This is a genomic window from Bradyrhizobium sp. USDA 4506, assembly GCF_054058795.1.
In genome coordinates, this window is record NZ_JBSSBM010000002.1 from 1421513 (window position 1) to 1440479 (window position 18967).

At 64.6% G+C, this 18967-nt stretch carries 16 protein-coding genes; 9 read left to right on the top strand and 7 right to left on the bottom strand.

Annotated features, from left to right (window positions below):
• Nucleotides 1-32: 32 nt before the first annotated feature.
• Nucleotides 33-959: a response regulator gene (locus tag ACVIHF_RS08850; RefSeq protein WP_225161586.1), complete on the bottom strand. Its 927-nt coding sequence runs from the start codon at nt 957-959 to the stop codon at nt 33-35.
• On the bottom strand, nt 949-4317 hold the full coding sequence (locus tag ACVIHF_RS08855) for a hybrid sensor histidine kinase/response regulator (protein ID WP_456791903.1): 3369 nt from the start codon (nt 4315-4317) through the stop codon (nt 949-951). The genes ACVIHF_RS08850 and ACVIHF_RS08855 overlap by 11 nt, the downstream gene beginning before the upstream one ends.
• A gap of 169 nt (nt 4318-4486) precedes the next feature.
• On the opposite strand from ACVIHF_RS08855, the gene urtA reads away from it, so the two are divergent.
• The 7 genes from urtA to ACVIHF_RS08890 all read left to right on the top strand — a co-directional run bounded on the left by urtA (nt 4487) and on the right by ACVIHF_RS08890 (nt 11177).
• Nucleotides 4487-5749 (top strand): urea ABC transporter substrate-binding protein, encoded by a 1263-nt coding sequence (urtA, locus tag ACVIHF_RS08860; protein WP_057015907.1) that lies wholly within the window; start codon nt 4487-4489, stop codon nt 5747-5749.
• Nucleotides 5750-5920: 171 nt separating this feature from the next.
• The gene (gene urtB, locus ACVIHF_RS08865; protein ID WP_076833517.1) at nt 5921-6847 is read left to right on the top strand and encodes an urea ABC transporter permease subunit UrtB; all 927 of its coding nucleotides are present in this window, start codon (nt 5921-5923) and stop codon (nt 6845-6847) included.
• 17 nt (nt 6848-6864) lie between these two features.
• A complete protein-coding gene (urtC, locus tag ACVIHF_RS08870; RefSeq protein ID WP_310882440.1) occupies nt 6865-8001 on the top strand; it encodes an urea ABC transporter permease subunit UrtC in 1137 nt (378 codons plus the stop codon).
• A 12-nt stretch (nt 8002-8013) separates the two neighbouring features.
• On the top strand, nt 8014-8769 hold the full coding sequence (gene urtD, locus ACVIHF_RS08875) for an urea ABC transporter ATP-binding protein UrtD (RefSeq protein ID WP_456791904.1): 756 nt from the start codon (nt 8014-8016) through the stop codon (nt 8767-8769).
• Between the two features lie 12 nt (nt 8770-8781).
• Nucleotides 8782-9471 carry an urea ABC transporter ATP-binding subunit UrtE gene (urtE, locus tag ACVIHF_RS08880; protein WP_253609398.1) on the top strand — a complete coding sequence of 230 codons (690 nt, stop codon included), beginning with the start codon at nt 8782-8784 and terminating at the stop codon, nt 9469-9471.
• A 28-nt stretch (nt 9472-9499) separates the two neighbouring features.
• Nucleotides 9500-10729, top strand: coding sequence for a formamidase (gene fmdA / locus ACVIHF_RS08885; RefSeq protein ID WP_050400074.1), 1230 nt, complete (start codon nt 9500-9502; stop codon nt 10727-10729).
• Nucleotides 10730-10829: 100 nt separating this feature from the next.
• A complete protein-coding gene (locus ACVIHF_RS08890; protein WP_253609396.1) occupies nt 10830-11177 on the top strand; it encodes an FmdB family zinc ribbon protein in 348 nt (115 codons plus the stop codon).
• Between the two features lie 116 nt (nt 11178-11293).
• Here the strand turns inward: ACVIHF_RS08890 and ACVIHF_RS08895 are convergent, their stop codons facing one another.
• The 5 genes from ACVIHF_RS08895 to ACVIHF_RS08915 form a co-directional block, all read right to left on the bottom strand.
• On the bottom strand, nt 11294-12079 hold the full coding sequence (locus tag ACVIHF_RS08895; RefSeq protein WP_456791905.1) for an ABC transporter ATP-binding protein: 786 nt from the start codon (nt 12077-12079) through the stop codon (nt 11294-11296).
• Complete coding sequence (locus tag ACVIHF_RS08900) at nt 12076-12849, bottom strand: ABC transporter permease (RefSeq protein WP_456791906.1); 774 nt, start codon at nt 12847-12849, stop codon at nt 12076-12078. Before ACVIHF_RS08900 ends, ACVIHF_RS08895 begins: the two co-directional genes overlap by 4 nt.
• A 78-nt stretch (nt 12850-12927) precedes the next feature.
• The gene (locus tag ACVIHF_RS08905) at nt 12928-13872 is read right to left on the bottom strand and encodes an ABC transporter substrate-binding protein (RefSeq protein WP_438079709.1); all 945 of its coding nucleotides are present in this window, start codon (nt 13870-13872) and stop codon (nt 12928-12930) included.
• A gap of 134 nt (nt 13873-14006) precedes the next feature.
• Complete coding sequence (gene hutC, locus ACVIHF_RS08910; RefSeq protein WP_283062382.1) at nt 14007-14750, bottom strand: histidine utilization repressor; 744 nt, start codon at nt 14748-14750, stop codon at nt 14007-14009.
• The gene (locus ACVIHF_RS08915) at nt 14747-16105 is read right to left on the bottom strand and encodes a formimidoylglutamate deiminase (protein WP_253609391.1); all 1359 of its coding nucleotides are present in this window, start codon (nt 16103-16105) and stop codon (nt 14747-14749) included. The genes hutC and ACVIHF_RS08915 overlap by 4 nt, the downstream gene beginning before the upstream one ends.
• Nucleotides 16106-16190: 85 nt before the next feature.
• Between ACVIHF_RS08915 and hutI the strand changes: the two genes are divergently transcribed.
• A complete protein-coding gene (gene hutI, locus ACVIHF_RS08920) occupies nt 16191-17405 on the top strand; it encodes an imidazolonepropionase (protein ID WP_456791907.1) in 1215 nt (404 codons plus the stop codon).
• Nucleotides 17402-18961, top strand: a complete 1560-nt coding sequence (gene hutH, locus ACVIHF_RS08925; protein WP_456781003.1) for a histidine ammonia-lyase — start codon at nt 17402-17404, stop codon at nt 18959-18961. Before hutI ends, hutH begins: the two co-directional genes overlap by 4 nt.
• Nucleotides 18962-18967: the final 6 nt, after the last annotated feature.

Here is an 18967-nt window from a genome sequence, read left to right on the forward strand (position 1 = left end):
TACGTTTCGGTGCGAGGCGCAGAGGCGCTAGATCAAGATTTGCGATGCCTTGCGTTGACCGCGATCGCGGCGGCGGCGGTGCGGTTCTCGACGCCGAGCTTGGCGTAGATCTGCTCGAGATGCTTGTCGACTGTGCGCGGGCTGAGGCCGAGGATCTGCGCGATGTCGCGGTTGGTCTTGCCCTTGGAGAGCCAGGACAGCACCTCGCCCTCGCGGGTGGTCAGGCCGAGCTCGCTGGAGAACTCGGCCGGCATGTCGCCGCTGGTGTCCTTGGCGAGCCGCAGCAGGAATTCGTTCGGGCCGAGCTTGCCCATATATTGCAGCCGAAGCTGCTCGTTGCCGGGGAACGACGCCATGGTCGCGGTCTTCGATCCGGTCTTGCCTTTCTGCGCCTGTTCGAGCCATTGCGGCATCGGATCCGGCAGCACGAAATTGTCGGCGGCGTCGGCGAGCGTATCCGACAGCAGTCGCTGTGCCTGCGGCGTCGCCCACAGCAGCGCGCCGGCGCTGTTCACGGCGAGCAGATAGCGGCCGGAGACATCGAGCGCCGCGCGGGCGCTTTGCGTCATCCGCGCATTGGCGAGATGGACTCGGATGCGCGCCAGCATCTCCTCGACCACGATCGGCTTCGTCACATAGTCGACGCCGCCGGCCTCCAGCCCGCGCACGATGTGCTCGGTCTCGGCGAGACCCGTCATGAAGATGATCGGCACGCCGTCAAGCCCGGCATCGCGCTTCAGCCGCCGGCAGGTCTCGAAACCGTCCATGCCGGGCATCACGGCATCGAGCAGCACGATATCGGGCGTGATCTGTTCGACGATGCGCATCGCGGAGGCACCGTCAAGTGCGACCATCACGGTCATGCCGGCGCCGTCGAGCGCGTCGGTGAGCAGGCGCAACGTCTCCGGAGAGTCGTCGACGACGAGCGCGACGTCGCGCTTCTTCTGTTCAATGGTCATAGCTGTGCAATGTCTTCAACGTCGCCATATATTGATCGAGATCGAACCGGTCGATCAGCGTGCGCATCTGGCCGACGAAGTCGGCATGTTCGGGACACTCGTTGCCGATCTCGTCGAGCTTGAGCTGGATCGCCCTGACATAGCCGAGCTGGCCGAGGCTGATCAGTTCTTCGACATATTTCACCGGCGGCCGCGAACCGCTCTCGGGCTTCCATTGCGGAGGCGCGGCCGGCTCGGCCTCATACTGCCACTCGATCTTGAGCAATTGGCGGATGGTCTCGAGCAGCCGCGGGATGTCGATCGGCTTCATCAGGTAGCCGTCATGGAATGGTTGCGCCAGCGGCGCGCCATGCGCCTCCAGCGCGCTGGCCGAGATCATCAGGATCCGCGCCTGGTGATGGCCTTCGGAGCGCAAGGTTTCGGCGACCGTCCAGCCGTCCATGCCCGCCATCGAGATATCGAGCAGGAACAGGTCCGGCCGGCAATGCTGCGCGAGCGCAAGACAGCCTGGCCCGTCCGGCGCGCTGAGCAGGATGAAGCCGAGCGGCGTCAGGATCTCGCGCAGGAGGTCGCGGTGGGTCGGGTCGTCGTCGGTGATCAGGATGGTCTTGCGCGGACCGTGATAGCCGTACACGGGAGCATCGACCGGTGCATCGCGCCGCGGATTGGTGACCTCCGACAGCAGCAGCTTGACGCGGAACGTGCTGCCGGTGCCGACCATGCTCAAAACCTTGATGTCGCCGCCCATCACACCCGCGAGCAGGCGGCTGATGGTGAGGCCAAGCCCGGTGCCGGTCTGCGGCTGGCTGACACCGAGCGCGCCGCGCTCGAACGGCGCGAAGATCCGCTCGAGGTCGTCGGGCTGGATGCCCGGCCCGGTATCGATCACCTCGAACTCTGCGACCGGGCTGCGGTAATGCACCACGAACTGCACCTGGCCGGATTGCGTGAACTTGATCGCATTCGACAGCAGGTTGATCAGGATCTGCCGCAGCCGCTTCTCGTCGGCATAGACGACGACGGGCAGCACGGCCGGCCGTTTGAACACGAAGTCGATGCCTTTTGCTGCGGCTTGCAGGCGGAACATGCCGACCAGCTGCTCGAGGAAATCGTTCAACCGCACTTCATCGCGCGACAGGTAGAGCCGGCCGGCCTCGATCTTGGAGATATCGAGGATGCCGTCGATCAGCCCCGACAGATGATCGGCGCTGCGGCGGACCACGCGCACTTGCTCGCGCGGCCGCACCTGCAGGCTGTCGTCCTGCTCCAGCAATTGCGCGTAGCCGGAGATCGCATTCAGCGGCGAGCGAAGCTCGTGGCTGAGGCCCACGACGTAGCGGCTCTTGGCGAGATTGGCCGATTCCGCGACTTCCTTGGCGCGCTGCAGTTCGGCGTCGGTGCGCTTGTGGGCGTCGATCTCCTGGATCAGCAGCGTGGTCTGCCGCCGCGTTTCCGCTTCCGCGGCACGCCGGCTTTGTTGCGCCAGCACGAACAGCCAGGCGACGACGCCGATAATCAGCGTCAGCGCAAAGAACACCTTCCAGAGCACGTCGGCCAGCAATTCGTTGGCATGCACGGCTGCCGTGGTCTGCAGGTAGATCAGGCCGAGCACCAACGCCACGAGGCCGGCCGAGACGGCGAACACGCCGAGATAATGCCCAAGCTGCGAGTTGATGCGGGCATAGATCGGCTGCGGCATCACCTTGCCCAGCGCGTCCGAGACCTGTGCGCCGATCCGGCCATGCGGCTTGCAGAGGTCATGGCAGCGTGCGTCGAGCGAGCAGCACAGCGAACAGATCGGGCCGGCATAGGCCGGGCAGGAGGCCATGTCCTCGGGCTCGAACGCATGCTCGCAGATACAGCACTGGATCGATTCAATGTTCTGCCAGCTCCGCTTCGGCTTGCGGGCGATGTAGTACCTGCCGTCGGTGGCCCAGGCGATCAGGGGAGCCGTGACGAACGCGACCGCAAGCGCAACGAAGGCCGATAGTGCCTTCGCGGTCGGGCCGAACAGGCCGTAGAACGCGCTGATCGAGACCACGGTGGCGATCGTCATCGCGCCGACGCCGACCGGATTGATATCGCAGAGATGGGCGCGCTTGAACTCGATGTGCTGCGGCCGCAGGCCGAGCGGCTTGTTGACGACGAGATCGGCCACCAGCGCGCCGACCCAGGCGATCGCGACGTTGGAGTAGAGCGCGAGCGTCTGCTCCAGCGCCTTGTAGACGCCGATCTCCATCAGCAGCAGCGCGACGACAACATTGAACACCAGCCACACCACGCGGCCGGGATGCGAGTGGGTGAGGCGGGAGAAGAAATTCGACCAGGCGATCGAGCCGGCATAGGCGTTGGTGACGTTGATCTTGACCTGCGACAGGATCACGAATGTTCCGGTCAGCGCCATTGCCAGATCCGGCTGCGACAGCACGTAGCGGAAGGCTTCGAGATACATGTTGGCCGGCTCGGCCGCGTGCTCGGCCGAGACGCCGTGGCTGAGCGCGAAGAAGGCGAGGAACGAGCCGGCCAGCAGCTTGAGCGCGCCGAGCACGATCCAGCCGGGACCGGCGCTCAGCAGCGCGATCCACCAGGCCTTGCGCGAGGTGCGGCGGTCACGCGGCAGAAAGCGCAGGAAGTCGACCTGCTCGCCGATCTGCGCCACCAGCGCGAACACGACGGAGGCCGCGGTGCCGAACAGCAACAGATCGAGAGTCCCTGCGGGATCGCCGTGATCGCCGGCGAATTTGCGCCACTCGGTGAACGAATGCGGATTGGCCCAGGCGATCGCCGCGAACGGCATGATATGGAGGATGATCCACAGCGGCTGGGTCCAGAGCTGGAAGCGGCTGATCAGCGTGATGCCGTAGATGACCAGCGGAATGATCACGACTGCGCTGATCAAATAGCCGATCGGCCGCGGGATGCCGAAGCACATGTCGAGCGCGCTCGCCAGGATCACGGCTTCGATCGCGAAGAAGATGAAGGTGAAGGAGGCGTAGATCAGCGAGGTGATGGTCGAGCCGATATAGCCGAAGCCGGCGCCGCGGGTCAGCAAGTCGATGTCGATGCCGCTTTTCGCGGCATGGTAGGCGATCGGCAGCCCGCAGAGGAAGATGATGACGCTGACCACCAGGATCGCGGCGGAGGCATTCATCGCGCCGTAGTTCAGCGTGATGGTGCCGCCGATCGCCTCCAGCGCGAGGAAGGAGATCGCGCCGAGCGCGGTGTTGGCGACGCGGGCGGCGGACCAGCGCCGCGCGCTCTTGGCGGTGAAGCGCAGCGCGTAGTCTTCCAGCGTCTGGTTGGCGACCCATTGATTGTACTGGCGCCTGACGCGGTCTATCCGCTGCCGCCCTGCCACTCGTTTGAACTCCTGGTCCACGATGCGCTGATCGCGGGCAAATCCCGTACCAAAAACCTACGTCGCTATTTTGCGGTGCAGTATACGCGATCTCACGTATCAGTGCGCTGCACAAAAGTGAGCAATCCTCGCCTGATCAATAAGCGTTCTCGAACCAGATGGGGTGCTCATGTCAGACGAACCAAAACCAGGCCTGAAGTCTCCGCTCCGGCGCAAGCTCTTGATGGGAATGGCGGCATTGCCGGCCGTTTCGATGCTGGGCCGTCCGGCATTTGCCGACGTTCCTGCAACCTCTGCGGTCAACACCACGGGTCTTGCAGTCACCGATAGCGAAGTCACGGTCGGCATCCTGCATTCCGTCACCGGCACCATGGCGATCTCCGAGACCGGGTCGGTCGAGGCCGAGAAGCTCGCGATCGAGCAGATCAATGCCGCCGGCGGCGTGCTCGGCCGCAAGATCAAGTTCATCCAGGAAGACGGCGCCAGCGACTGGCCGACCTTCGCGGAAAAGGCCAAGAAGCTGCTGGTCAACGACAAATGCGCGGCCGTGATGGGCTGTTGGACCTCGGCCTCGCGCAAGGCGGTGCTGCCGGTGTTCGAGCAGTACAACGGCATGCTGTACTACCCGACCTTCTATGAAGGCCTCGAGCAGTCCAAGAACGTGATCTACACGGGGCAGGAGGCGACCCAGCAGATCATCGCCGGTCTCGACTGGGTCAACAAGACCAAGGGCGCCAAGAGCTTCTACCTGCTCGGCTCGGACTACATCTGGCCGCGCACCTCGAACAAGATCGCGCGCAAGCACATCGAGAACCATCTGCAAGGCTGCAAAGTGGTCGGCGAGGAATACTTCCCGCTCGGCTCGACCCAGTTCAACTCGGTCATCAACAAGATCAAGCTGACCAAGCCGGACGTGATCTACGCGATCATCGTCGGCGGCTCCAACGTCGCATTCTACAAGCAGCTCAAGGCGGCCGGCATCGACTTGTCCAAGCAGACGCTGCTCACGATCTCGGTCACCGAGGACGAGATCGACGGCATCGGCGGCGAGAACATCGCCGGCGCCTATGCCTGCATGAAATACTTCCAGTCGCTCGACAATCCGAACAACAAGGCCTTCGTGCCCGCCTTCAAGAAGATGTGGGGCGAGAAGACCGTGATCGGAGACGTCACCCAGGCTGCCTATCTCGGTCCGTGGCTGTGGAAGTTGACGGTGGAGAAGGCCGGCTCCTTCGACATCGACAAGGTGGCGGCCGCGTCGCCCGGCGTCGAGTTCAAGGGCGCGCCGGAAGGTTACGTCCGGATCCACGAGAACCATCACCTCTGGTCGAAGACCCGCGTCGGACGCGCCAAGGCCGACGGCCAGTACGAGCTGATCTACGAGACCGCCGATCTCGTCGAGCCGGATCCGTTCCCCAAGGGCTACCAGTGAGCCAGTAGCCCGCATGAGCGGGGCGATATGCGGGACCGTCCCGGGCATCGCACCCGCTCACCCGGGCTACGAAGCTCCACGACGCATCGTGGCGTGGACGTCATCGTCCACGCCGCGGAACGAGCGTCGCTTGACCGGCGGCGCGTGCCCCTTGGAATGACGGAGGACCAGATGTTCGGCGACTATTCGATCAGCGATCTCGGCGCCATCCTTGCGATGCAGGGATTTGCCGGGCTCATCCTGTTCTCCGTCTATGTGCTGATGGCGCTGGGGCTTGCCATCATCTTCGGCCAGATGGGCGTCATCAACATGGCCCATGGCGAGTTCATGATCCTGGGGGCGTACGTCACCTGGATGACGTCGAACGCCGTGCAGCACGTCGCGCCCTGGCTGTTCCCCGGTTACTTCTTCATCGCAATGATCCTCGCGTTCATTGCGTCAGGCGCGCTCGGCATGCTGGTCGAGTGGGCGCTGATACGCCATCTCTACAAGCGTCCGCTCGACACGCTGCTGGCGACCTGGGGCCTCAGCCTGATCCTGCAGCAGGCCTATCGTTCGGTCTTCGGCGCGCGCGAGGTCGGCGTCGAACTGCCGGAATGGATGATGGGCTCCTGGCAGGCGACCGACTCCATCCAGATTCCGATCAACGGCATGTTCGTGATGGCGCTGACCATCCTGATCACGATCGCGGTCGCCTATGTGCTGTTCTGGTCAAGCTGGGGCAAGCAGGTACGCGCCGTGGTGCAGAACCGCGTGATGGCGGGCGCCGTCGGCATCAACACCGAGAAGGTCGATCGTTACACCTTTGGCCTCGGCTGCGGCATCGCCGGGATCGCCGGCTCGGCCTTCACCATGATCGGCTCGACCGGGCCGACGGCCGGCCAGCTCTACATCGTCGACACCTTCCTGGTCGTCGTGTTCGGCGGCGCCGCCTCGCTGTTCGGCACCATCGCCTCCGCCTTCTCGATCTCGCAGACCCAATCGACGCTGGAATTCTTCCTGTCGGGATCGATGGCCAAGGTGATCACGCTGCTGACGATCGTCGCGATCCTGATGGTGCGTCCGCAGGGGCTCTTCGCGCTCAAGGTCCGCAAATAAGAACAAGCAGGCTGGTCATGATCATCAACTCGCGCTTTTTCAATCGCTCCGAATTGCTCGGCTTCCTTGCGCTCGCGGTGCTGCTGTTTCTCATCCTGCCGCTGTCGCTCGATATCTTCCGCCTCAACCTGGTCGCCAAATATCTGACCTACGCCTTCGTCGGGATCGGCCTCGTGCTGTGCTGGGGCTATGGCGGCATCCTGAGCCTAGGGCAGGGCGTGTTCTTCGGCCTCGGCGGCTACTGCATGGCGATGTACCTGAAGCTCGAGGCGTCCTCGGTCGCGAACACCAAGATCCAGTCGACGCCGGGCATTCCCGATTTCATGGATTGGAACCAGCTCACCTCGCTGCCTTTCTTCTGGAAGCCGTTTCACAGCTTCCCGGTCACGCTGCTGGCGATCTTGCTGGTTCCCGCGGTCTTCGCGCTGATCATCGGTGCCGCGATGTTCAAACGTCGGGTCGGCGGCGTGTACTTTGCCATCATCACGCAAGCGATCGCCGCGATCCTCACTATCCTGATTGTCGGGCAGCAAGGCTACACCGGCGGCATCAACGGCATTACCGACTTACGCACGCTGCACGGCTGGGATATCCGCACCGATCACGCCAAGTTCATTCTGTATTTCGTCGAGGTTGTGCTGCTGTTCGGCTGCATCTGCGTCGCGCAGTTCATCCGCCTGACAAAACTCGGGCGCATCCTGGTGGCAATGCGGGAGCAGGAGGATCGCGTGCGCTTCTCCGGTTACAGCGTCGCCAACTTCAAGATCTTCGCGTTCTGCGCCGCGGCGGTGTTTGCTGCGATCGGCGGCGCCATGTTCACGCTCGAGGTCGGCTTCATGTCGCCATCCTTCGTCGGCATCGTGCCGTCGATCGAGATGGTGATCTACACCGCGGTCGGCGGCCGGATGTCGATCTTCGGCGCAGTCTGGGGCGCGCTGCTGGTCAATTTCGCCAAGACCAGCCTCTCGGAGTCCTTCCCGCAGCTCTGGCTGTTCGGCCTCGGCGCGCTGTTCATCGCGGTCGTGCTCGCTTTCCCGAACGGGCTGTCCGGCATCTGGGCGGACCACGTCCAGCCGCGCATCGATCGCCTGCTGGCATCACGCAAATCGAAATCGGCGGCCGGCCTGATCGCCGACGGCGCACCGGCCGAGTGAGGAGGGATCATCATGCTCGTCGGCCATCAGCCCAAGGACTTCCTGCTCGCGGTCTCCGGCCTCACTGTGTCCTTTGACGGCTTCAAGGCCGTTAACGATCTCTCCTTCTATGTCGAGGAGAACGAGATCCGCGTCATCATCGGCCCGAACGGCGCCGGCAAGACCACGGTGCTCGACCTGATCTGCGGCAAGACCAGGGCGACGTCAGGCTCGATCCAGTTCCGTGGCCAGGAGCTGACCAGGTTGCGCGAGAACGAGATCGTGCAAGCCGGAGTGGGGCGCAAGTTCCAGACGCCGTCGGTGTTCGAGGATCTCACCGTGTTCGAGAACCTCGAGATTTCCTTTCCGCGCGGCCGCACGGTGTTCGGCTCGCTGACCTTCCAGCGCGACGACACCGTCAGGCAGCGGGTCGAGGAGGTCGCCGAGATGATCTTCCTGAAGGACAAGCTCAATATCTATGCCGACCAGCTGAGCCATGGCCAGAAGCAATGGCTCGAGATCGGCATGCTGCTGATCCAGGATCCGGACCTCTTGATGCTCGACGAGCCGGTCGCCGGCATGAGCGTGTCCGAGCGCGCCAAGACGGCCGAGCTGCTCAACCGCATCATCAAGGACCGTTCGGTGCTGGTGATCGAGCACGACATGAAGTTCGTCGAGGACATCGCGCACAAGGTCACGGTGCTGCACCAGGGACAGATCCTGTCCGAGGGAACGATGGAGCACGTCAAGAACGATCCGAAAGTCATCGAAGTGTATTTGGGCCACTGAGGAACCGGGACGATGCTGGCAATCAATGATCTTCACGTCGCCTACGGCCAGAGCGAGGTGCTGCACGGCCTCAACGTCTCGGTGGCACCCAACGAGATCGTCGCGATCATGGGCCGCAACGGCATGGGCAAGACCACGTTGATGAAGTCGCTGATGGGCATCCTGCCGGCCAAGAGCGGCAAGGTGACCATGGACGGCACCGAGCTCGGCGCGATGAAGAGCTACGAGCGGGTCGCGAAGGGGCTCGCCTATGTGCCGCAGGGTCGCATGATCTTCTCCACGATGACGGTGAAGGAGAACATCGAGACCGGGCTCGTGGTGTCAGGCGGCTCCGAGGTACCGGGCGACATCTATAAGCTGTTTCCGGTGCTGCTCGAGATGAAGGGCCGCCGCGGCGGCAATCTCTCGGGTGGACAGCAGCAGCAGCTCGCGATCGCCCGCGCGCTGGCGACCAAGCCGAAGGTGCTGCTGCTGGACGAGCCGACCGAAGGCATCCAGCCGTCGATCATCAAGGACATGGCGCGCACCCTGAAGCGGATCCGCGACGAGCGCGGGCTGTCGATCGTGGTCTCCGAACAGGTCCTGAGCTTCGCGCTCGACATCGCCGACCGCGTGCTCGTCATCGAGAACGGCGAGATCGTCCGCGACGATCCACGCGCCAGCGTCGATGCCGCGCAGATCTCGAAATATCTGTCTGTGTAACCACCAGTAAACGAAGGGGAGCAATGCGATGCCAGATACACTGATCAAGGTCGATCTCAGCAAGTCGGCCTATGAAAACGACAAGATCCACAACCGCTGGCATCCGGAGGTTCCGATCGTCGAGTGGGTCAGCCCCGGCGACGACTTCATCATCGAGACCGTCGACTGGACCGGCGGCTTCATCAAGAACAACGATTCCGCCGACGATGTGCGCGACATCGATCTCTCGATCGTGCACTTCCTGTCCGGCCCGATCGGCGTCAAGGGTGCCGAGCCCGGTGATCTCCTCGTCGTCGACCTGCTCGACGTCGGTCCCTTGAAGGAGAGCCTGTGGGGCTTCAACGGCTTCTTCTCCAAGCAGAATGGCGGCGGCTTCCTCACCGACCATTTCCCGCTGGCACAGAAGTCGATCTGGGACATCAAGGGCCTCTACACCTCATCGCGCCACGTCCCCGGCGTGAACTTCGCCGGCCTGATCCATCCCGGCCTGATCGGCTGTCTGCCCGACGCCAAGATGCTTGCCGCATGGAACGCGCGCGAAGCCGAGTTGATCGCGACCAACCCGACCCGGGTGCCAGGCCTTGCCAATCCGCCGTTCGCGCCGACCGCGCATGCCGGCCAGGCCAAGGGTGACGTCAAGGCCAAGATCGGCCTCGAGGGCGCCCGCACCGTGCCGCCGCGCGAGCATGGCGGCAATTGCGACATCAAGGATCTGTCGCGCGGCTCGAAGATCTACTTCCCGGTCTATGTGCCGGGCGGCGGGCTCTCGATGGGCGATCTGCATTTCAGCCAGGGCGACGGCGAGATCACCTTCTGCGGCGCCATTGAAATGGCCGGCTGGCTGCACATCAAGGTCGATGTCATCAAGGACGGCGTCTCGAAATACGGTATCAAGAACCCCGTGTTCAAGCCGTCGCCGATCACGCCGAACTACAAGGACTATCTGATCTTCGAAGGCATCTCGGTCGACGAGGCCGGCAAGCAGCACTATCTCGACGTCCACATCGCCTATCGCCAGGCCTGCCTGAACGCGATCGAATATCTGAAGAAGTTCGGCTACTCCGGCGCCCAGGCCTACTCGATCCTCGGCACCGCGCCGTGCCAGGGCCACATCTCCGGCGTCGTCGACGTGCCGAATGCCTGTGCCACGCTGTGGCTGCCGACGGAGATCTTCGACTTCGACGTCATGCCGTCGTCGGCGGGACCGATCAAGCACATCAAGGGCGACGTGCAGATGCCGATCTCACCGGACAAGTGATCCTTAGGTGATCCCTGCGCGAAGGGTGCGGGACGGCTGCGTATCGGCCGCCCCGCATCCATCGCCGAATGTCACGCACGACTGCGCAAGGATTAAGGAAATGCCGATCTACGAATATCTCTGCAACGACTGCGGCCCGTTCACCGACATGCGGCCGATGGCGGAATGCGACCTGCCGCAGGACTGCCCGCAATGCGAGGCGACGTCGCTGCGCGTGATCCTCACCGCGCCGGCGTTCTTCTGCATGCCCTCGGACAAGCGCAAGGCGCACGCCACCAATGAGCAGAGCCGGCACGCGCCGAAGACGCTCGATCAATATAAGGCCGCGCACGGCCCGGGCTGCGGCTGCTGCTCGACGGGAAGGAAGAAGCCGGCACGGCTGATGACCAAGACCAAGAGCGGCGCCAAGGGGTTTCCCACCGCGCGTCCCTGGATGATCAGCCATTAGAGCGTTTTCGAGCGAAGCGGATACCGGTTCGCGTTAAGAAAACGCGTCAAAACAAGAGTCTGGAGCCCGTCCCGATTCACCCGGAACGGGAAGGGCTCTAGAAGCGTGGCTGATCATCAGGCCTGTTCGGCGACCTTCAGGGCTTCGGTGCGGATCTCCTCGACCAGCCGTTCCTTCAGGGCGACGAATTCAGGCGTGGTCTTGATCTTGTAGGACCGGGGATGCGGCAGGTCGACTGCGATCTCGGCCTTGATGCGGCCCGGACGCGCGCTCATGACGATGACGCGGCTGCCGAGGAAGATCGCTTCCTCGATGTCGTGGGTGACGAACAGCACCGTCTTCTGGTCGCGCTCCCAGATGCCGAGCAGCATCTCCTGCATCAGTGCCCGCGTCTGGTTGTCGAGCGCGCCGAACGGCTCGTCGAGCAGCAGGATCTTCGGATCGTTGGCCAGTGCCCGGGCGATCGCGGTGCGCTGCTGCATGCCGCCTGACAGCTGCTTGGGCCAGTGATTTTCGAAGCCCGATAGCCCGACCCGACGAATGAACGCATCGGCGATGTCATGGCGCTCCGCTTGCGACACGCCGCGCTCGCGCAGGCCGAAGGCGATATTCTCGCGCACCGTCAGCCAGGGGAACAGAGTGTAGGACTGGAACACCATGCCACGGTCGGCGCCGGGGCCGGTGACCTCGCGCCCGTCGAGCGTGACCCGTCCGCTGGTCGGCCGGTCGAGCCCGGCGATGATCCGGAGCAGGGTGGATTTCCCGCATCCGGAGGGGCCGAGGATGGTGACGAAGTCGTTGTCGCCGACGTCGAGCGTGGTCGGCTCAAGCGCTCTCGTCGGCGCGTTGCCGGCACGAGCGGGGAAGGTTCGCGAGACCTGATCGATCCTGAGCGCGGTCATGCGAGCTTCCAGGGGAACAGCCAGGCGTTGAAGGCCTTGAACAGGAAATCGGAGATCAGGCCGATCAGCCCGATCACGATGATGCCGAAGATGATCTGGCCGGTGTTGAGCAGCGCCTGGCTGTCGGTGATCATGTGCCCGATGCCGGATGACGAGCCGATCAGCTCGGCTACGATGACGTAGGTCCAGGCCCAGCCCAGCACCAGCCGGAGGATTTCAGCGATCCCGGGCGCAGCGGAGGGCAGCAGCACGCGGCGGATGATGCCGCGGTCGCGGGCGCCGAGCGTATAGGCGGCCTCCACCAGGTCGCGCCTTGTGGCACCGACGGTGACGGCCACCATCAGGATGATCTGAAACACCGCGCCGATGAAGATCACAAGCAGCTTCTGCAACTCACCGATGCCCGCCCACAGGATCAGCAGCGGGATGAAGGCGGATGCCGGCAGATAGCGCGCAAAGGACACAAACGGCTCGAGAAAGGCCTCGATTGGCTTGTAGGCTCCCATCAAAACGCCGAGCGGCACCGCGATGACGGCAGCAAGCACAAACCCGCCGATCACGCGCCAGATCGTCATCCCGATGTCGAACAGAAAGCCCTGCTTGGCGAGCAGCTCATAGCCTTCCTGCACCATGGTGAGCGGGTTGGCGAGGAAGGTCTTCGACACGTGGCCGCCGAACGTTGCCCAGGACCAGAGGGCGACGAACAGCACGAAGAAGGCGAGGCCATAGGCCACGCGCTGCTTCGATGTCGTGGGCTCGAGAGGACGCATCAGATGATCCGGGCGTAGCTTATGCGCCGGTCCCGCCCGCTGTGTCGCGATGCGGGACCGGTGGAAAGGGTTGCTGCGTTACTTGATGAAGCTGGCGTCGTAGATGTCCTCGACCTTCGGCGCGGCCTTGATGATGCCGACCTCGAGCAGCAACTCAGCGGCGTCCTTGTTGAAGGTGAGGAAGTCGCCGGCGAAGAATTTCTGGTTGGCGGCCTTGTCCTGCCAGCGCAGGTACTTTGCCGAGTTGCCGAACTGCTCGCCGGTCTGCTTCACGTCAGCGCCCATGATCTCGTAGGACTTGGCCTGGTCCTTGGCGATCATGTCGAGCGCCTCGAAATAGCTGTTGGCCAGCGCCTGCGCAGCTTTCGGATTGTCGGTCAGGAATTTCGGCGTGCAGCCGAAGGTATCCATCACGATCGGGTAGTCGAGCGTGGTTGCGATGATCTTGCCCTTGTCGGGAGCGGCACGCACCGTCGACAGATAAGGCTCGTAGGTCATCGCGGCATCGTTCTGGCCGGAAACGAAGGCCTGCGCCGCGGCGGCGGGCTCCAGATTCACCACGGTGACGTCTTTCACCGTGAGGCCGTTCTTCTTCAGCATCCAGGCCAGCGCGAAATAGGGCGAGGTACCCGGCGCCGATGCCGCGACGGTCTTGCCCTTGAGGTCCTTGATCGCGGCGACGTCGTTGCGCACGGCCATGCCGTCGGCGCCATAGCTCTTGTCGAGCTGGAAGATCTGCTTGGTCGCGACGCCATTGGCGTTCCAGGAGATCCAGGTCTCGACCGTGGTGGCCGCGCACTGGATGTCGCCCGAGGCGATCGCGAGATGGCGGTCCTTCTGCGGAATCTTCTTCAGGGTCACGTCGAGGCCGTTCTTCTTGAAGATGCCGGCCTCCTTGGCGAGCGTCAGCGGCGCGAAGCCGGTCCATCCGGAGATGCCGACGCCGACCTTGACGTCATCCGCGAACGCGCCCGTGGACGCGAGCAACACTGCGATTGCGGGCAATAGCTTGAAGGAACGCATGATTGTCGACCCCTTGAACGATGGATTGAACCCAGTTGATGTCTTCACGTCAGTCGCGGCGGATTGCCGCATGAAGCATGTCGGCGGACGATGGCCCATGATGCATTGCATGAAATATGCCGCGCAAGGCGTCCTCAGCCTCCCTTGAAGCGAGCCACCAGGCGATGCGTCTCGCCCGGATAATGCAGCCGCACCGCCGTCACCGTGCGTGCGCTGCGCCAGGTGTAGCGGTCGATCACGAGGCAGGGCGCGCCGACCGCGATGTCGAGCGCCTTTGCCGTGCGGTCGTCGGCGACGACGGCGCTGATCGTATGCTCGGCTTCGGTCCACGGCACGTGGTGCAGCAGCCATGATCCCGGCGGTTCGCGGGCGAAGTCCGCGGTTGCAGCTTCCGGGACCGTGGAGAGATCGATCAGTCTGTCCTCGACGGCGAACGGCACATTGTCGGCGCTGTGCCGGCAGGCGATCGCGACTACCTTGCCGGCCGTGCTGACGCCGAGCCGGGCGCGATCGGCCGATGTCGCGGTACGCCGCCGGCATTCGATCAGCTGATAGCCGTAGCTGCGGCCGAGCGCGGTGATCTCGGCGCGGATGTCGGCGATCTTGAGCACCGCCGACAGATGCTGCGGACGGCGCACGAATGAGCCGGCACGCCGCCGCCGCTCGATCAGGTCGGCCTGCGCCAGTTCCGACAACGCCTTGTTCACCGTCATGCGCGAGCAGCGATAGCGCGCCATCAGCTGGTGTTCGAAGGGGATGCGATGCCCGGGCGGCCATTCGCCGGTCAGGATCCGCGTCTCGATGTCGAGCCGGATGCGCTTGTAGAGTGTCGGCTTGTTCGCCGCGCCGGGCTTGGCCTGGTCGGAGGCGAGACTCATGCGACGAGCCTCCGCACGCTCGCATTGAACCGCTCGCGCGCCTTGTCGCGCAGCCGGTGCCGTCCGCCCGCGACCACCTTGTCGCCGCCGGCCCAGACGCAGTCGATCGCGTCGCTGCCGGTTGCAAACAGCCAGCCGTCGAGAACCGCATCGCCCGACCGTCCCGCGAGGGACGGATGCGCGGTGTCGAGGCTGACGATGTCGGCGCGCGCGCCGGGCGCAAGCCCGGCCTTGGTCTGTGCCAGAGCCTGCGCGCCGCCAGCGAGCGTCTGGTCGAACAGGGCGCGGCCGGTGGATGTGCCGGGACGCCCCGAGAGCACATTGCGCTCGCGGTGTTTCAGCCGCTGACCGTATTCGAGCTGGCGCAGCTCGTCGGCGACGCCGACCAGCACATTGGAATCGGTTCCGATGCCGAACCGGCCGCCCGCGGCGAGGAATTCGCGCGCCGAGAAGATGCCGTCGCCGAGACTTGCTTCGGTGACGGGGCAAAGGCCGGCAACCGCGCCGCTGCCGGCGAGTGCATTGACTTCCTGCTCCGTCATGTGGGTCGCGTGAATGAGGCACCAGCGTCGATCGACGGGCGCATGTTCGAGCAGCCATTGCACCGGCCGCTGTCCTGACCAGGCAAGGCAATCCTCCACCTCGCGCACCTGTTCGGCGGCGTGGATGTGGATCGGGTCCGCCCCGGCAAGCGGGATGATCGCCGCCAGCTCATCCGGCGCCACGGCGCGCAGGCTATGCGGAGCGATGCCGATGTTGGCACCGGGAAGTTTTCGGATTGCCTCGCGCGAGGCGGCCATCAGCGCGGCGAACTGATCGACCGAGCAGATGAAGCGACGTTGCCCGGCATGCGGTGCGGCGCCGCCGAACGTGCTGTGAGCATAGAAACTCGGCAGCAGCGTGAGCCCGATGCCGGAGGCGTCGGCGGCCTCTGCGATGCGTACGGCCATCTCGGCGAGATTGGCGTAGGGCGCGCCGTCCCGATCATGATGCAGATAGTGAAACTCGCCGATACGGGTAAAGCCCCGCTCGAGCATCTCGACATAGAGCAGGGTGGCGACGGCTGTGACGTCGTCCGGCGTCATGGTCAGCGCGAACCGATACATCGTCTCACGCCAGGTCCAGAACGTATCGGTCGTGTCGCCGCGCAGTTCGGCAAGGCCGGCCATGCCGCGCTGAAACGCGTGACTGTGCAGGCTCGCCAATCCCGGAACCGCCATTTGGTGACGTTCGTCGCCGGCGCTGGGCGCAACGCCCGCCGTCACCGAGGCGATCGCGCCATCGACAACGACGACCTGCACGTCATTGGCCCAGCCCGAAGGCAGCAGCGCGAATGCGAAATGCAGTCGTGTCATTTTTCCACGCCGGCTGGACAGAACCCGGACACGATTATATGTCTAGACATATAAGTCAAGCATCCCACCTCGAGGGGACGATCGCATGGCAGAGCGCTTCGACCGTATCTGGCACAACGCCCGGCTCGCCACGATGCGCAGCGACCGCACTGATCTCGGCGAGATCGAGCGAGGCCTGATCGCGGCGCGCGACGGCCGCATCGTCTATGCCGGCGTGCCGTCGGACTTTCCTGTGGATGCGGACGCCGTTGAACGGATCGATTGTGCCGGCCGCTGGATCACGCCCGGGCTGGTCGATTGCCACACCCATCTCGTCTTCGGCGGCAACCGCGCGCACGAGTTCGAGCTGCGCCTGAAGGGCGCGAGCTATGAGGAGATCGCGCGCGCCGGCGGCGGCATCGTCTCGACCGTTGCGGCGACGCGCAAGGCGACCGAGGTGGAGCTCGTCGCCGGCGCGCTGCCGCGGCTCGACGCGCTGATCGGCGAGGGCGCAACCACGGTCGAGATCAAGTCCGGCTATGGCCTCAATACCGAGACCGAGATGCGGCAGCTTGCGGCGGCACGCAGCCTTGCCCGCCTGCGGCAAGTTGCGATCCGCACGTCGTTCCTCGGAGCGCATGCGCTGCCGTTGGAGGCCAACGGCGACAAGGACGGTTACATCGATCTGGTCTGCAACGAGATGCTGCCGGCCGTGGCCAAGGCCGGCCTCGCCGATGCCGTCGACGGCTTCATGGAGGGGATCGCGTTTTCCGGAGAGCAGACGGCACGGGTGTTCGAGGCGGCGCGTGCGCTCGGACTGCCGGTCAAGCTGCATGCGGATCAGCTGTCCAATCTCGGCGGCGCGGCGCTGGCCGCGAAATTCTCGGCGCTCTCGGCCGATCATCTCGAGCACACCGACGAAGCCGGCGCGGTGGCGATGGCGAAGGCCGGCACCGTCGCGGTCCTGCTGCCCGGCGCGTTCTATTTCATTCGTGAAACGCACAAGCCGCCGGTCGAGCTGTTCCGTAGCCACGGTGTGAGCATGGCGCTGGCGACCGATTGCAATCCCGGCAGCTCGCCGCTCACCTCGCTCCTGCTGGCGATGAACATGGGCGCAACGCTGTTCCGGATGACGGTCGCCGAATGCCTCACAGGGGTGACGCGGGAAGGGGCGCGCGCGCTCGGCATGCTCGCCGAGACCGGTACGTTAGAGGCCGGCAAGTGGTGCGATCTGGCGATCTGGGACATCGAGCGTCCGGCCGAACTGGTCTACCGCATCGGCTTCAACCCGCTGCACAGCCGGGTGTGGAGGGGGCAATGAGCGATCGGGATGCGCCTGTCGTCGTGACGCCCGGAACCGTCGGCCTCGACGTCCTGGTGCGCGTGCTCGCGGGCGCGCCCATCATGCTCGATCTATCGTGCTGGCCGCGCGTCGAGGCGGCCGCGCAAATCGTGGCGAAGGCGGCGCATATCGACGTTCCCGTCTACGGCATCAATACCGGTTTCGGGAAGCTGGCATCGACGCGCATCGCGCCCGACCAGACTGCGCTGCTTCAGCGCAACCTCATCTTGTCGCATTGCTGCGGAGTCGGTCCGAACACGCCCGAGCCGATCGTGCGTTTGATGATGGCGTTGAAAGTGATTTCGCTCGGTCGCGGTGCATCTGGCGTGCGCCGCGAAGTGATCGAGCAGTTGCATGGTATGCTGGCGCGCGGCGTTTATCCGTTGGTGCCGCAGCAGGGCTCGGTCGGTGCCTCCGGCGATCTGGCGCCGCTCGCTCATATGACCGCGGTCATGATCGGGGAGGGACAGGCAATTCTTGATGGCAAAGCCGTGCCGGGCCGCGAAGCGCTTGCCGCCGCCGGCCTCGCGCCGCTGACGCTCGGTCCCAAGGAGGGGCTCGCGCTGATCAACGGCACGCAGTTTTCCTCCGCCTACGCCATCTCCGGCCTGCTGCGTGCGCATCGCCTGGCGTGCGCCGCGCTGGTGACCGGCGCGCTGTCGGTCGATGCGGCGATGGCGTCGACGGTGCCGTTTCGTCCCGAGATTCAATCTTTGCGTGGCCATGACGGGCAGATCGCTGCGGCCGCCGCCCTGACCGCGCTGCTTGACGGCAGCGATATCAGGCAATCGCATCTCGAGGGCGACGAGCGCGTGCAGGATCCCTATTGCCTGCGCTGCCAGCCGCAGGTTGCGGGCGCCGTGCTCGACCTGCTTGCGCAGGCCGCCCGCGGGCTGACCGTTGAGGCCAATGCCGTCACCGACAATCCACTCGTCCTGGTCGAGACCGGCGAGATCGTGTCAGGCGGCAATTTCCACGCCGAGCCGGTGGCGTTCGCCGCCGACCAGATCGCGCTGGCGCTTTCGGAGATCGGGGCGACCAGCGAGCGCCGGATCGCGACCCTCGTCGATCCCGCCTTGAACTTCGGCCTGCCGCCGTTCCTGACGCCCGAGCCCGGCATCAACTCCGGATTCATGATCGCCGAGGTGACGGCGGCGGCGCTCTATGCCGAGAACAAGCAGCGCGCGATGCCATGCTCGATCGATTCGACGCCGACCAGCGCCAATCAGGAGGATCACGTCTCGATGGCCGCACATGCCGCGCGCCGGCTGTCCGATATGGCCGACAATCTCGCCGCCATCCTCGGCATCGAGCTGCTGGTCGCCGCGCAGGGCATCACGCTGCGCGCGCCGCATTCAACGAGCGCGCCGCTCGCTGCGGTCATTGCCGCGCTCCGAGAGCAGGTTCCGGCGCTCGCCGCCGACCGCTACATGGCTGACGATCTCGCCAGGGCGGCCGCTCTGATCGAAGCCGACGCGCTGCCCGCCGCTGCGATCGCGGTGCTTCCGACCGATCCATTTCCAAGACTGACTTAGAAGACT